14 protein-coding genes are annotated in these 14,703 nt (G+C 66.1%); 6 read left to right on the top strand and 8 right to left on the bottom strand.

Annotation, left to right across the window (positions count from 1 at the left end; translation table 11 throughout):
• Positions 1–7: 7 nt before the first annotated feature.
• Positions 8–472 (bottom strand): hypothetical protein, encoded by a 465-nt coding sequence (locus tag LDL28_RS12125; RefSeq protein WP_233058773.1) that lies wholly within the window; start codon positions 470–472, stop codon positions 8–10.
• A 135-nt stretch (positions 473–607) separates the two neighbouring features.
• Here LDL28_RS12125 and LDL28_RS12120 point away from each other — a divergent pair, with 135 nt between their 5' ends.
• The 3 genes from LDL28_RS12120 to LDL28_RS12110 are packed head-to-tail and all read left to right on the top strand — an operon-like array spanning position 608 to position 4,822.
• Positions 608–2,542, top strand: a complete 1,935-nt coding sequence (locus tag LDL28_RS12120) for a transketolase-like TK C-terminal-containing protein (protein WP_233058772.1) — start codon at positions 608–610, stop codon at positions 2,540–2,542.
• A gap of 33 nt (positions 2,543–2,575) precedes the next feature.
• Positions 2,576–3,598 carry a type I glyceraldehyde-3-phosphate dehydrogenase gene (gap, locus tag LDL28_RS12115; RefSeq protein ID WP_233058771.1) on the top strand — a complete coding sequence of 341 codons (1,023 nt, stop codon included), beginning with the start codon at positions 2,576–2,578 and terminating at the stop codon, positions 3,596–3,598.
• On the top strand, positions 3,599–4,822 hold the full coding sequence (locus LDL28_RS12110) for a phosphoglycerate kinase (RefSeq protein WP_233058770.1): 1,224 nt from the start codon (positions 3,599–3,601) through the stop codon (positions 4,820–4,822).
• 100 nt (positions 4,823–4,922) lie between these two features.
• Here LDL28_RS12110 and ftsY read toward each other — a convergent pair whose 3' ends face one another.
• The 4 genes from ftsY to LDL28_RS12090 form a co-directional block, all read right to left on the bottom strand.
• A complete protein-coding gene (gene ftsY, locus LDL28_RS12105; protein WP_233058769.1) occupies positions 4,923–5,933 on the bottom strand; it encodes a signal recognition particle-docking protein FtsY in 1,011 nt (336 codons plus the stop codon).
• Between the two features lies 1 nt (position 5,934).
• On the bottom strand, positions 5,935–7,182 hold the full coding sequence (mtaB, locus tag LDL28_RS12100; RefSeq protein WP_233058768.1) for a tRNA (N(6)-L-threonylcarbamoyladenosine(37)-C(2))-methylthiotransferase MtaB: 1,248 nt from the start codon (positions 7,180–7,182) through the stop codon (positions 5,935–5,937).
• On the bottom strand, positions 7,179–8,003 hold the full coding sequence (gene dapF / locus LDL28_RS12095) for a diaminopimelate epimerase (protein ID WP_233058767.1): 825 nt from the start codon (positions 8,001–8,003) through the stop codon (positions 7,179–7,181). Before dapF ends, mtaB begins: the two co-directional genes overlap by 4 nt.
• A gap of 72 nt (positions 8,004–8,075) precedes the next feature.
• On the bottom strand, positions 8,076–8,477 hold the full coding sequence (locus LDL28_RS12090) for a VOC family protein (RefSeq protein ID WP_233059295.1): 402 nt from the start codon (positions 8,475–8,477) through the stop codon (positions 8,076–8,078).
• Between the two features lie 86 nt (positions 8,478–8,563).
• Between LDL28_RS12090 and LDL28_RS12085 the strand changes: the two genes are divergently transcribed.
• The 3 genes from LDL28_RS12085 to LDL28_RS12075 all read left to right on the top strand — a co-directional run bounded on the left by LDL28_RS12085 (position 8,564) and on the right by LDL28_RS12075 (position 11,708).
• On the top strand, positions 8,564–9,208 hold the full coding sequence (locus tag LDL28_RS12085; RefSeq protein ID WP_233058766.1) for a class I SAM-dependent methyltransferase: 645 nt from the start codon (positions 8,564–8,566) through the stop codon (positions 9,206–9,208).
• Between the two features lie 161 nt (positions 9,209–9,369).
• A complete protein-coding gene (locus tag LDL28_RS12080) occupies positions 9,370–11,253 on the top strand; it encodes a hypothetical protein (RefSeq protein WP_233058765.1) in 1,884 nt (627 codons plus the stop codon).
• Positions 11,254–11,408: 155 nt separating this feature from the next.
• Entirely contained in the window at positions 11,409–11,708 is a 300-nt protein-coding gene (locus LDL28_RS12075; RefSeq protein WP_233059294.1) for a hypothetical protein, read from the top strand.
• Between the two features lie 98 nt (positions 11,709–11,806).
• Here the strand turns inward: LDL28_RS12075 and LDL28_RS12070 are convergent, their stop codons facing one another.
• The 3 genes from LDL28_RS12070 to LDL28_RS12060 are packed head-to-tail and all read right to left on the bottom strand — an operon-like array spanning position 11,807 to position 14,636.
• The gene (locus LDL28_RS12070; protein WP_233058764.1) at positions 11,807–12,556 is read right to left on the bottom strand and encodes an ABC transporter ATP-binding protein; all 750 of its coding nucleotides are present in this window, start codon (positions 12,554–12,556) and stop codon (positions 11,807–11,809) included.
• Positions 12,553–13,584, bottom strand: coding sequence for an iron ABC transporter permease (locus tag LDL28_RS12065; protein WP_233058763.1), 1,032 nt, complete (start codon positions 13,582–13,584; stop codon positions 12,553–12,555). The genes LDL28_RS12070 and LDL28_RS12065 overlap by 4 nt, the downstream gene beginning before the upstream one ends.
• Positions 13,581–14,636, bottom strand: coding sequence for an ABC transporter substrate-binding protein (locus LDL28_RS12060; protein WP_370636333.1), 1,056 nt, complete (start codon positions 14,634–14,636; stop codon positions 13,581–13,583). Before LDL28_RS12060 ends, LDL28_RS12065 begins: the two co-directional genes overlap by 4 nt.
• Between the last annotated feature and the right edge of the window lie 67 nt (positions 14,637–14,703).

Below are 14,703 nucleotides of genomic sequence, written 5' to 3'. Positions count from 1 at the left end.
CATTGGGCTACTGCACGTAAATGCAGGTCTGGGTTGCGCCTGTGGGGGAGACGGTGTGGGCGTCCAGTTCCGTCTGGGCGGCGCCGGCGCCCGCGTCCATCACGGCCTGCAGCACGGGCTGGCCATTCGCCTCCACGGCGTGGCGCATGTCCGGCTCCGCGCCATCAGGGCCGGAGGGGACTTCCACCACCACCGTGAACAGCGCATTGGGCCGACGGGCAAGCGCCTGCGCCACGGCGGCCCTGACGGCCGGTTTCCACTGTGCCTCCGGCGTTCCCGCCACGATCGTGACAAGGGCGGGCAGGTCACTGCCGGGAACGGGCGGCGGCGGGGTTTCAGGCAGGATTGGCGGGTCGCCCGCATGGCGGTCGAACGTTTTCTGGCTGACCAGCCTGCACCCCGTCACCACCGGCAGGCACATGGCGGCGACAAGGGCGGCACGGCGGACAAAGGGGCGTGACAGAGCGAACATGGCCCCCAACCGATACAGGATCCCCCCCGCGCGGCATAGGGGCCACGGGCGCGCAATATTGCCGCCACGGGCATGCGACGGTAGTCATGGGACCGCGGCACCCACCGTTCCTGCCGCGCACATGGACGACGCCGAATGCCAGAAGACCAGGTTTCCATCACCCGGGCCGATGCCGGGCCACCCGCGCCAAGCATGCCTGAACGGCTGGCGACGGCGATCCGCCACGCCATCGGCATTCATGAACCCGACAGCCGCCACGCGCTTCAGGCGCGCGTCATGGCCGGGTTCTGCGCGGTGCTGTGGAGTCGCTTCCTGCGCTTCGACCCCGCCAGCCCGGACTGGCCGGACCGGGACCGCTTCATCGTGTCATCACCGCTCTACCGCGTCCTTCCCCGCATCATGGCCGAACTGTCGGGGCAGCTTCCCCCGCCCCCCACCCCCGATGCGCGCGCCGCCGGGACCGGGCGGCAGGCCTATGGCCCCAGCGGACAGGGGCTGGGGGCGGCCATCGGCATGGCGCTGGCGGAACAGACGCTGGCGGCCCGCTTTGGCCGCTCGCTCGTCAACCATCGCGTCTGGGCGCTGGGCTGCTGGACGGAACTCTCCACCGGGGTGGCGCTGGAAAGCGCCGCGCTGGCGGGCGAGATGGGGCTCGACCGCGTAACGCTGGTGGTCGGGCTGTGGCAGGGCGAACGCGCGCAGGTGGACGCCATCCTGCCGCGCTACAGCGCATCGGGCTGGTCGGTGCGCAAGGTGGACGCCGGGAATGCCGAACAGATCGCAACCGCCATCGCATCGCTGCAACGCACACACAAACCCTGCCTGATCGCCTGCATCGCCACGCCCGACACCACGCCAGCCCCCCCCGTGGTCGATGATCCCGGCCTGTGGGCGGGGGCCGCGCGGCGTGGGGCCAGCGCGCGGCGTTCGTGGCTGCGCAGGCTGCTCAAGGACCGGCAGAAAGCCGATTTCGAACGCATGGCGCGCAACCAGCGCCCCGCCTTCTGGCAGCCGGACTGGCAGCGGTCATGGCGTGAGCACGGGGCCACGGCCAGCCGGGCCGCGCCGCCGTTCGCGGCGCGGCTGGGACTCGAGACCCTGCATGAACTGCTGCCCGAACTGACCTGCCTGCGCTCGCGCCAGGGGATGATGGCCGATCTTTCCACCATCCGCCGCGCGGGCGGCGAGCAGGACCTGTCCTGTGGCACGCAGGTCAATGGCATGGGGGCGCTGCTCAACGGCATCGCGATCCATGGCGGGCTGCTGGCCTGCGGGGCTTCGACCATCATCGCGGTGGACCGCATGCGTCCCGCCCTGCGCTACGCCGCCATGACCGGCCAGCAGGTCATCTATCTCCTGACCGATGATGACATGCACCGGGGCGAAAGCGCTGGCGGGTGGCAGCCGGTGGAACAGCTGGCCAGCCTGCGCGCCATGCCCAACATGGTGGTGTTCCGCCCCGCCGACCACCGGGAAACCATGGAGTGCATGGAACTGGCCCTGCGGCGCACCGACGGGCCCAGCCTGCTGACGCTGGAATCCACCTTCTCCCTGTCCACCCCCCTGCCCGAGCGCGAGCAGCACGGCCTCACCAACCTGTGCGCGCGTGGCGGCTATGTGCTGGCCGAGGCCGAAGGCCCCCGGCAGGTCACGCTGGTCGCCACGGGGCAGGAAGCGATCGTGGCGCTGGCCGCCCGCAGGCTGCTCAGGGACGAGGGAATTGCGGCGGCCGTGGTGTCCCTGCCATGCTGGGAACTGTTCGCCGCGCAAAAAATGACGTATCGTGATGGCGTGCTGGGAACGGCACCCCGGATCGGGATAGAGGCCGCATCGGGTTTCGGATGGGAACGCTGGCTTGGGCCGGACGGGCTGTTTGTTGGTATAGACGGATTTGGGGCCGCAACCGGCCCGGACCGGCCCGACAGCCCGGCTGACATCACGCCGGAGCGGATCTGCCGCGATGCGATGCGGCTGCTCCGCCCTGTTTTGGCTGGCGCCCCGATCCAGACCGCGGGAGGGAACACTGAAGCGGCCCCGCCCGGAATGGCATCGGTCGATGCCAGCGTATGAACATGTCTGACCCCTTACGGAGAAAATAAGAAAATGGCTGTCAAAGTCGCAATAAACGGTTTCGGTCGCATCGGTCGCCTGGTTCTGCGCGGCATTATCGAAAGTGGCCGTACCGATGTCGTGCCGGTTGCCATCAATGACCTTGGCAGCGTGGCGGACAACGCGCACCTGCTGTCCTATGACAGCGTACATGGCCGCTTCCCCGCTGAGGTGAAGGTGGATGACGACAAGATCATCATCACCGCCAATGGCCGCACCTACGACCCGATCACCGTCTCGGCCGAGGCCGACCCGACCAAGGTCCCCTTCCACGGCGTGGACGTGGCGCTGGAATGCACCGGCCGCTTTACCGACAAGACCAAGGCCGCCCAGCTCATCACCGCGGGCGCGCGCAAGGTGATCGTCTCCGCCCCGGCGTCGGGCGTGGACGCCACCATCGTGTTCGGCGTGAACCAGAACATCCTGACCCACGACATGACGGTCATCTCCAACGCGTCATGCACCACCAACTGCCTGGCCCCGGTGGCCAAGGTGCTCGATGACACGTTCGGGATCGAATGTGGCTACATGGTCACCATCCATTCCTACACCGGCGACCAGCGCACGGTGGATACCCTGCACAAGGACCTGCGCCGCGCGCGTGGCGCGGCACTCAACATGATCCCGACCTCCACCGGGGCGGCGCGCGCCGTGGGGCTGGTGCTGCCGCACCTGAAGGGCCGGCTCGACGGCACCGCGATTCGCGTGCCGACCCCCAATGTCTCGCTCGTATCGCTGGACTTCGTGCCCAAAAAGGCCCCGGCCTCGGTCGAGGAAGTGAACGAGGCCATGCGCAAGGCCGCCGAGTGCGGCCCGCTGAAGGGTATCCTCGCCTACAACACCGCGCCGCTGGTCAGCACGGATTTCAACCACTCCCCCGCCTCATCCACCTTCGACGCGACCCAGACCGCCGTGATCGACGGCGGCAAGCTGGTGCGCATCTGTAGCTGGTATGACAATGAATGGGGCTTCTCCAACCGCATGGCTGACACCGCTGCCGTATTCGGAGCATTGTAAATGGCCGCTGCCAATTTCAAGACGCTGGACCAGCTTGATGCCAAGGGCAAAAAGGTGCTCCTGCGTGCCGATCTGAACGTCCCGGTGCGGGACAGGCAGATTACCGATGCAACGCGCATCCTGCGCCTGCTGCCCACCATCGAGGAACTGGCGCAGAAAGGGGCCAGGGTGATTGTGGTCAGTCACTTCGACCGCCCCAAGGGCCAGCGCGTGGCCGCCATGTCGCTCGGCCCGATCGCCGATGCGCTGGGTGACGCGCTGGGCCGCCCGGTCACGTTCGTGGAAGACTGTATCGGCCCGGTGGCGCAGCAGGCCGTTGACGCCATGCAGGATGGCGACGTGGTGGTGCTGGAAAACACCCGCTTCTACCCCGGCGAGGAACAGAACGACCCCGAACTGGCCAAGGCGTTCGCGGCGCTGGCCGATTACTACGTCAATGACGCGTTCTCGGCCGCGCACCGCGCCCATGCCTCGACCGAAGGGGTGGCGCGCCTGCTGCCCTCCTTTGCCGGGCGGCTTATGGAGACGGAACTCAACGCGCTGAACATCGCGCTGGAAAACCCCGAACGCCCGGTTGGCGCGATCGTGGGGGGGGCCAAGATCTCCACCAAGCTCGACCTGATCGGCAACCTGCTTGAAAAGGTGGAAATGCTGATCATCGGCGGGGCCATGGCCAACACGTTCCTGGCCGCGCGGGGCGTGAACGTGGGCCGGTCGTTGCAGGAAGCGGAGATGCACGACACCGCGCGCGCGATCATGGACAAGGCGAAGGAAAAGGGCTGCGAGATCGTGCTGCCGGTCGATGCCGTGACCGCGACCGACTTCCAGGCCAACGTGCCCACCCGCACGGTGCCCATCGACGCCATCCCGGCGGATGCGATGATGCTGGATGTGGGGCCGGAAACGGTGAAGCTGATCAGCCAGAAGATCGCAACGCTGAAAACCCTGGTCTGGAACGGCCCGCTGGGCGCGTTCGAGATCCCGCCCTTCGACGCCGCGACCAACGCGGTGGCGGCGGAAGTGGCCAGGCTGACCGATGCGGGCGTGCTGAAAAGCATCGCCGGGGGTGGGGATACGGTATCCGCCCTGCGCCACGCGGGGGTGGAGAAGCATATCTCCTACATCTCAAGCGCGGGTGGCGCGTTCCTTGAATGGCTGGAAGGCAAGACGCTGCCCGGCATCATGGCGCTGGAAAACGTGTTTGAACGCGCCATGCCGATCTGATCGGGACCGGGCGTTGACCTGAAAAAAGGGACCATCGCGGGATGGTCCCTTTTTTTCATGGCCGCGCCCCATGTCGGCACCTGAAGCTTTACTTTTGGGGTCAGCCCGCCTGCGCGTCATGTTCCGGCTGGGGGGCCTGATCCTTTTCGGTTTCGCCTTCCGGCGTTTCTTCCTCGCGGTCGATGACCTTGATCGAATCACCCACCAGTCCCCTGGCGAAGGCTTCCGCCGAGAAGGGGCGCAGGTCTTCCGCCTGTTCGCCCACGCCCACCAGATGCACCGGCAGGCCGAACGCATCGGCCAGCGCCACCACGATGCCGCCGCGCGCCGAACCATCAAGCTTGGTCACGACCAGCCCCGTCACATTGACCAGTTCCTTGAACACGCGCACCTGTTCCATCGCGTTCTGCCCGGTGGTGGCGTCCAGCACCAGCAGGACGGAATGGGGCGCCGTCTCATCGAACTTGCGCATGACGCGGATGATCTTGGCCAGTTCCTCCATCAGCGCGCTCTTGTTGTGCAGGCGGCCCGCCGTATCGACCAGCAGCAGGTCAACCCCTTCCGCCCGGCCCCGCTTGAGCGCCTCGAACGCCAGTCCCGCCGCATCCGCGTTGGGCTTGCCGGAAATGACGGGGGCGCCCACGCGCTCCCCCCAGACCTGCAACTGCTCCACGGCGGCGGCGCGGAAGGTATCGCCCGCCACCATCATGATCTTCTTGCCCTGCTCACCATAAAAGCGGGCCATCTTGCCGATGGTCGTGGTCTTGCCGGTGCCGTTCACCCCCACCACCAGCACCACATGCGGCTTGTGCGCGGGGTCGGGTTCGAAGGGAATGGCGACGGGTTGCAGGATGGTCGCGATTTCTTCCGCCAGTGCGGCGCGCACTTCCTCATCCGTCACTTCCTTGCCGAATTTGGAGCGGCGGAAGGACTCAATCACCTTTTCCGCCACGCTGGGGCCCAGATCGGCGGAGATCAGCAGATCCTCCAGTTCCTCCAGCGCCTGGTCATCGAGTTTGCGCCGGGTGAACACGGCGGCGATGCCACCGCTGAGTTTCTGCGTGGAGCGCGACAGCCCCGCTTTGAGGCGTGAGAAGAAACCAAGAGCCATATCAGAGAATTTCCGCAACCAGTCCGTTATCGTCAACCGCCACCGGGCGCACCGTCTCGATCCGCCCCGCCGTGGATACCGCGCCGTCCACCAGCCTTACCGGGGCGAATTCCTCGGAATGTCCGGCCGTGTCCGTTTCCATTAGGACCCGCAGGGGCTTCCCGATCAGGCGGGTATGGAAATCATGCGCCGCCTGTGCGCCCGCCCCGCGCAGCCGGAGCGCGCGGGCCTTGCGTTCCGCCACCGCGACGGCGGGCATGCGCGCGGCGGGCGTGCCGGGGCGCTCACTATAGGGGAAAACATGCAGATAGGGCAGCGCATTCGCACGCACGAATTCGAGTGTCTGGGCAAACAGTTCTTCATCCTCGGTCGGGAAACCGGCGATGATGTCCGCCCCGATGCCGATGTCGGGCCGCAACGCGCGCGCGCGCGCCACCACGGCGGCGACATCCGCCGCCAGATGCCGGCGCTTCATGCGCTTGAGGATGACATCACACCCCGCCTGAAGCGAAAGGTGCAGATAGGGCATGAAGCGTGGCTCGCTTTCCAGCAGCTTCCATATATCCGCATCGATCTCGACCGGATCGACCGAGGACAGGCGCAGCCGCTCCAGTTCGGGCACCAGCGCGAGCAGCCTGCGGCACAACTGCCCCAGTAACGGCCTGCCCGGCAGATCCCCGCCCCATGAGGTAATGTCCACCCCCGTCAGCACCACTTCCCGGTAGCCCGCGCCCACCAGTGCGCGCACCTGCTCCACCACGGCCCCTACCGGCACGGAACGCGACGGCCCGCGCCCGAAGGGAATGATGCAGAAGGTGCAACGGTGATCGCAGCCCTGCTGCACCTCCACAAACGCGCGGGTGCGGCCCGCGAATTCGGTCACCAGATGCGGCACGGTCTCCTTCGCCGCCATGATGTCGGACACGGCGTCGCCTTCACCCAGCGCCATCTCGCTCCAGCTTGCGGCCTCCAGCTTTTCGCGGTTGCCCAGCACGCGGGTCACGCCCGGCAGGGCCGCCCAGCGTTCGGGGTCGATCTGCGCGGCGCAGCCCGTCACCACGATGCGCGCGTCGGGCCGCTCGCGATGGGCGCGGCGCACCGCCTGGCGGGCCTGCCGTTCGGCCTCGCCGGTGACCGCGCAGGTATTGACGATCACCACGTTGTCCAGCCCCGCGGCGTGGGTGCGCATGACCTCGCTCTCATAGGTATTGAGGCGACAGCCGAAGGTCAGGATTTCCGGCTTCTTCATCGGGGGTAATCTTCCGGGTTGAACGTGCCCGTGAAGCTGGTGACCGCCGGGCCGGTCATGAGCACATGCCCATCGCTTTCACGCCACGTAATGCCCAGTTCGCCACCATCCATTACGACCGTGCAGGTGCGCTCCACCAGCCCGCGCCGCACGGCGTTGACCACGGCGGCGCATGCGCCCGAACCACAGGCCAGCGTCAGCCCGCTGCCACGTTCCCATACCCGCAGCCGCATCGCATCACGCGCCGTGACATGGGCGAAGCCGATATTCGCGCGTTCGGGAAACAGGGGGTGATGTTCCAGTTCCGGCCCGGCCGCCTCCGGCGCCATGGCGTCGGGCGTGGACAGGAAAAACGTGGCGTGCGGGTTGCCCATGGAGACCGCCGCCGGGTCGCCCGCCATGGGCAGGCGCAGCGTATCGCACGCATGGGCCAGCGGCACCTCCGCCCAGCCCTGCCGGGGTATGCCCATATCCACCGTGACCAGGCCGGGCCGCACGATGGTCGCACGCAGCACGCCCGCGCGGGTCTGCAACCCGATACTGTCCCGCCCCGTCTCACGCGCCAGCAGATCGGCCACGCAGCGCGAGGCATTGCCGCACGCGCCGGATTCCGTGCCATCCGCGTTGAAAAAGCGTACGAACACATCCGCCCCGTCCACGCAGGCGGGGCGCAGGATGACGAACTGGTCGCAGCCGATGCCCTTGTGCCGGTCACACAGGGCCGCGATCCGCGCGGGGGTCAGATCGTGACGGTGGGCGCGTTCATCCACCACCACGAAATCGTTGCCCAACCCGTGCATCTTGAAAAAACCGGTCATCATCCACCCTGTATAGAGGCTACCCGCCACCCTGCCGAGCGGGATGGCACCGCGCGCGCTCCGTTGCAAGCCCGATCAGACAAAACGCCCCGGCGCGCCGCGCTGCAGCACCTCGATCCGGTACCCATCGGGGTCGGTGATGAAAAAGAACCTACCAACGAACCGCGCCCCGCACGCCATGTCCTTGACCGCCAGCGGCGACAGGCCCGCGGCCGCAAGGCGGGCATGTTCCGCGTCCACATCCGCGACCGACACGGCAAGGTGACCGTACCCGTCCCCAAGGTCATAGGGCCGCGCGCGGTCGTGGTTGACGGTCAGTTCCAGTTCGAACGTCTGTTCGGCATTGGACAGGTAGATAAGGGTGAAACTGTCAAAAACAAGCCGGTCGGCTACCTTCAGGCCGAAAGCCGTGTCATAAAACGCAATGCTCGCGGCCTCATCGCGCACACGGATCATGGAATGGATCATACGGGCCATCATGCTGTTCTCCTGTTCCACGCGGCATGGCGCATGATACGACCGCCGCATATGGCATTGTTACTTCCGTACTGTCTGGCATATTCATGAACGACCTGCACGGGTTCCACCCGCATTCCTTTACTACCGCATCCGACCAGTCCGATGCGGTCTTCTATTCCCGCCGCCCCGCCGGCCCCCTGCTGGACCAGGGCGCGCAGAGGGCGGTGACCGCGCTGTACCGCACGCTCCTGCCTGAAGATGGCAATATCCTCGACCTCATGGCCGGGCCCGACAGCCACCTGCCGCCGGACATGGCGTTTGACAGCGTGATCGGCATTGGCGTCAACGCGCAGGCGCTTGACGCCAACCCGCGCCTGACGGACCGCGTGGTCGAGGACATAAACGAAACCCCGGACCTGCCGCTGGCCGATGAAAGCATGGACGCCGCCTGCCTGTGCGACGTGGTGCCCTATCTACGCCAGCCGGTGCGCGTCTTCCGGGAAATCGCGCGGGTGCTGCAACCCGGTGGCCTGATCATCATGACCTTTGGCTCACGCTTCATCCCCCAGAAGGCCACGGCCCTGTGGCAGGCCCTTGATGAAGGCGACCGCCGCCGCATGCTGGGCATCATACTCCAGCGCGCGGGGTTCGGGCCGGTTGACAATGGCAACGTCACCCCCGCGCCGGAGGATATGTTCTGGCATGACGCCGTGCACGCCATGACCGCGCGGCGTCCTGACAATTTGTAACATTGGCCGGTAATACGGGCTTGCCCGGCGCGGACGGGTGGCAAAAAACGCACGGCCCGCCAGTTTTGGTGCATGTTAAAAGAAATTATCATTTACCTGCGTAGCTGGAAATGTTTTGAAAAATATTATCTGAAACCTGACCCGGGGCCTCCTGACGCGAAATGCGGATTCCGTCCTTTTCCAGAAACCGGCATGCCCGCTTTACCGGGCTGCTGATGCTGTGTTCAGTTCTGGCCCCGATCCCGCTCGCGTGGGGTGATGACGACCCTGAATCACTGGATATCATGGAACGCCAGATGGAACATCTGCAACAGCAGCAGATGTCCCTCCAGAACGAGCTTGCGGCCATGCGCCAGCAGATCGCGCAGCACCGCGTGCATGCCGGCGGGTCGGCGGGCAATGGCGCCCACCCCCTGCAGGTGACCGGATCGGGCGGGCATGTCCATGGCGGATGGACACCGGTGGAAGCCGGCGGCGCGGCAACCCGCATGGCGACGGGGGCGGAGATCGCGGGCCAGCCGCATATTGGCGGCCATTCCGACCCGCTGAGCGCGCTGGGCGACCAGCCGACCTATGAATCCGTCGTGGCGCACCGGGAAGAAGACCTGATCGCCCATATGGCCAACAACAATGTCGGCCCGCATAACCGTGAAACGGCGGGCGCGCAGTCCGCTGGCGCGCTGGGTAACAAGGTGTTCCATCTTGGCCCGGTCTCGATCATTCTGGGTGGCTTCTTCGATGCGGCGGCGCTGGTGGAGAACCGCCAGGTTTCATCGGGCATCTTCAATTACTGGAACGCCATTCCGTTTCGCGACAGCTCGAATTTCCACACCACCAACTTCAATGGCGACGCCCGCTATTCGCGTTTCTCGCTCATGGCGCGGGGGCAGCTCAATCCGCACCTGACGGTGGCGGGGTTCGTGGAAACGGATTTTGGCGCCAGCGCCGAAACCACCAATCCGTACGAGAGCAATTCCTACGTGCCCCGCCTGCGGCAGGCTTACCTGACGCTGGACGATTCGCGCGCCAACATGCATTTCCTGATCGGTCAGGCATGGACCATGCTGACCCCGGACCGCGTGGGTATCGTCCCCCGGCAGGAGAGCCTGCCGGAAACGATCGAATCCTCCATCCTCGCGGGGCAGACATGGTCACGGCAATGGCAGGTGCGGATCGTCAAGGACTTCCTCAAGCACCGGCTGTGGACCGGCTTTTCGATCGAGAACCCGGCCACGATCTATGACACCACCGGCTTTGGTGATGACGTGGGCAACGGGGAGTACCGCCTGCCCGGCAGCAACAGCAATTACGCCAAGGTGGGATCCAACGGCGTGGGGCTGAGCAGCGCCACCACCAACTATTCCAACGAAATCGCACCCGACATCATCGGCAAGGTCGCGTGGGATCCCACCTGGGGCCATTACGAAATCGAGGGCCTGCTGCACTTCCCGCATGACCGCTCGGTCATAAACGGCGTGGGCGAGAACCATACCGCCATTGCATGGGGCGCGGGTGGGTCGATGATCCTGCCGGTCATTCCCCACCGGCTGGAAGTGCGGCTGGCGGGGCTGGCGGGCAAGGGAATCGGGCGCTACGGCTCCGTGCTGCTGCCTGATGCCACATTGCGGGCCAATGGCGCGCCCGCCCTGCTGTCCAGCGCGCAGGCGACGGCGGGCATCATCTCCCACCCCAACAAGCTGCTGGATGTGTACGGCTATTTTGGCATGCAGCGCGCGGGCCGCAGCTACTTTGACGATAACGGACAGGCCTATGGCTATGGCAACCCCATGTCCGACAATACCGGCTGCGGCGTTGAGGGCTCGGACATCAATACCGGCCTTGGCGGCTGCACCGCGAACATCCGCTCGGTGGAGGAATTTACCATCGGGGCGTGGTACCGCTTCATCCATGGCAAGTACGGCACCGTGCAGGCGGGCACGCAGCTTGCCTATTCGCGCGTGCATACATGGGCGGGCATGGGCGGCGCGCCAACCACAAGCCTGAGCGAAATCTTCTTCGATTTCCGCTACCTGCCCTTCCAGTAACGGCCGCTTTCGTGGCGGATATTGCGTCCGCCATGGAAAAGGAGGATGTTGCCCCCGACCGGCACAGGGTGGAAGGGCCAGCATTCATGTCAATCAGGTTACGGCACGTGGTGCTTTCAGCATGGCTTTGCGCGGCTCTCGCACCGGGGCTGGCCATGGCGGAAAGCGGACATACCGATGCCGGTAACGAAGACCCCGGTGAGGCCTCGCAGCGCCATTTTTCCATGCACCAGCTCTCCAAGAAGCCGCCCCTGCCCCGGCTGCATATGGATTATGGCCAGTACCGCTACATCCCCGATGGTGACAAGATAAAGGAACAGCCGGACATGAACCGCCTGCTGTTCTGGACCAAAAGCGGCGAACCCGATGGCTATGCCGAACGGCGCGGGGGCGCCATCCTGTATTACGACCGCACCGGCAAGGCCGTGCGCGTGGATACCAATCCGCCCCGCTGACATCCCCCCTGTGCGGCCAGGAAGCGGTTTCTGGAAACGCCACCTTTTTGAAAAAAGGTAGTATCCAAAAACTTCCCTTATTTATCAGACAGTTATTTTCAAACAGTCTCCAGAGTGTCGGCTGGCGCATAAAGCTGCTCCACCATATCGGCGGAGAGTACATCGGCGGCCATGCCATCACCCACGATCCGCCCATGGCGCAACAGCACCGCGCGATCAAACATGCACGCCGCCTGAAGCGGGTCATGCGTCGTGGCCACCACGGCATGCCCCTGTGCCGCCAGCCGGCGCAGCAGGGCGTACAGGCGCTGCTTCTGGCCATGGTCCAGCCCCGTTTCCGGCTCATCCAGAATAAGGGTGCGCGCGCCCTGCGCCAGCGCGCGCGCCAGCAGCACCGCCTGCCGCTCCCCCCCGGAAAGGTCGGTATAGGGGCGGCTGGCCAGACGGGTAATGGCCAGTTCCGCAAGGGCGCGATCGACCGCGTCCTTATCCGTTGCGCGCAGGGCGGGTGCGAAAGGCGTTTCCGCCAGCCGCCCCATGCCGACGATATCACGCACGCTATAGGGAAACAGCGGCACATGCCCCTGCGGCACATAGGCGATGCGCCGGGCCACCTCGCGCCGTGACCAGTGCGACATGGGCCGCCCGTCCAGCAGGACCTGCCCCGTATGGGGTTGTACAAGACCAAGCAGCAGCCGCAGCAGCGTGGTCTTGCCCGCGCCATTGGGCCCCAGCAGCGCCGTGGTCTCTCCCGCCCTTATGCCGAAGGAAAGGTCATGCAGCACCATGCGCCTGCCGCGGCGGAACCCCACATGGTCCATGCACAGGACGGGCATATCGTTGCTCATGCCCGCCACCCGCGCCGCAGCAGCGGCAGCACCGCCACGAACACCACAACCCCCAGCAGGTCGGCAATCAGGCCAACGGGTATTTCCTCCACCGAAAGGGTGCGCGCCAGATCATCACAGACCAGCAGGAACATGGCCCCGATACATGCGCTGACCGGCAGCACCCGCATATTGCACGGCCCCACCAGCAGCCGCGCCACATGCGGCACCACCAGCCCGACCCAGCCGATCATGCCCGCGACCGATACCGTCATCGCCGCCAGCACCGTCGCCGCGCCAATCACCCCATAGCGCAGCGCCATGACGGGAATGCCGAGCGTGCGGGCTTCCTCATCCCCCATCGCCAGACCATCGAGCATGCGCCCGCAGGCCGAAAGCAGCACGATGCCGACCACAACCGGCAGCACCAGCACGCCCAGCGCCTGCGCACTCACCTGCGTCAGGCTGCCCAGCAGCCAGAATACGATGTCCGGCAACTGGTTCTGCGGATCCGCGATATATTTCAGCAATGAAAGCAGCGCGGTGAACAGCGCCGAACTGATCAGGCCGCCAAAGACCAGCATCATCATGGAAGCCGCATCGAACATATGCGCCACCCCCACCCCGAAACCCACCGCCGCGAGACCGCCCACAAAGGACAGCGCCGCGACACCCGGCGTACCCAGCCCCCATACAATGCCCAGCGCGGCCCCGGTTCCCGCCCCCGCCAGCACCCCCAGCAGGCCGGGTGAGACCAGCGGATTACGGAACACGGCCTGATACGCCGCGCCCGCGACCGAAAGTGCCGCCCCCACGCACATCGCCCCGCCAATACGCGGCAGGCGCGCGCCAAACAGGATGGTATGCACCAGATCCGCATCCACCGGCGGCACGCGGGGCGTCAGGCCCGCTGCCGCAAGCAGCGCCCCGAGCACCTGCTCCGGCCGGAGCGGAAACCGGCCGACACAGGCCGACCCCCCCGCCAGAACCACCAGCGCTGCGATACACACGAACCCCACAACCGGCGCGCGCAGGCGCGGCAGGCTCACTGCGCCTGATCCGTGGCGGGCTGGGGGGGCTGCCCCGCGAGGATACGCTGCGCATCGGCAGTGCTGAGGTCATAGTGGAAATAGGTACGGTAGAAATCGCGCGTCATGCCCACGGGGTCCGTATCGGCAAAGCGGTCGGGATGCAGGGTCTTCGCGGCCCAGCGGATCTGGAGTGGCAGTTCGCTGCCATATCGGTCCCAGGGGAAAACACCATCGGGATTCTGATAGACGCGGCCCGTGCGCACCGCGCGCAGCCTGCTCCACATGCCGCCATCCGCCCCCAGATCCAGCGGGCCGCTACCGGGGCCGAGGATCACCACATCGGGATCCCACGCCGCGACCTGCTCGGCCGAGACTGCTTTCAGGTTGCCTGCCAGCTCCGTGGCCGCATTGCGGCCGCCCGCAAGGGTGATCCATTCATCAACGATACTGTGCCCCCCATCCACCCGCAACGGATGCAGCGACTGCACATGCAGGACACGCGGGCGCGCGGCATCGGTCAGGCCGGACAGGTGCGCACGCACATCATTTACGGTCTGCCGCATCATGGTGCGGTACTGGGCCGCCGTCGCACGCGCATCGTCCGTGCCCAGTGCGGTGGCCGTCATGTCCACCGCGCGCAAAAGCCCGTCCGTGTCCTGAAAGGAGGAGACGAGAACAGGCACCCCCACCGCGCGGAACGCCGCGATGGTGGCCGACGCCTCCGGCACGAATACGAGATCGATCCGCTCACGCAGCAGGGTCTCGGCATTGACCTGCGGGCCATTGACCGCCTGCGCGTCATACAGGGCGGGGAAGACCCGGTACATCCATGGCCGCGCCTGCGGGCGGTCCACGGTCATGACCACCTGTCGCGCGCCGCCAAGCATCAGCACCAGTTCATTATGGGCGAACCACAGGTCGGCAATGCGGGTGGGGTGATCGGGCACGGACACGGCGTTGCCCGCCATATCCGTAATGTCGCGCGCCATGGCGGGCGGCGGAACGGATGCGCCAAGCACCATGCTCCCCGCCACCACCCCGGCGATCATACCCCTTCTGCCCCAGTTCATGCCCCTGCCCCCGATCCGGTCGCGAGAATTATATTCTTGCGAATATATACCCGAACCGGAACGACGC

It is taken from the genome of Komagataeibacter sp. FNDCR2 (assembly GCF_021295395.1).
GTDB lineage: Bacteria > Pseudomonadota > Alphaproteobacteria > Acetobacterales > Acetobacteraceae > Komagataeibacter.
This window is presented reverse-complemented; position numbering and strand designations above follow the sequence as displayed.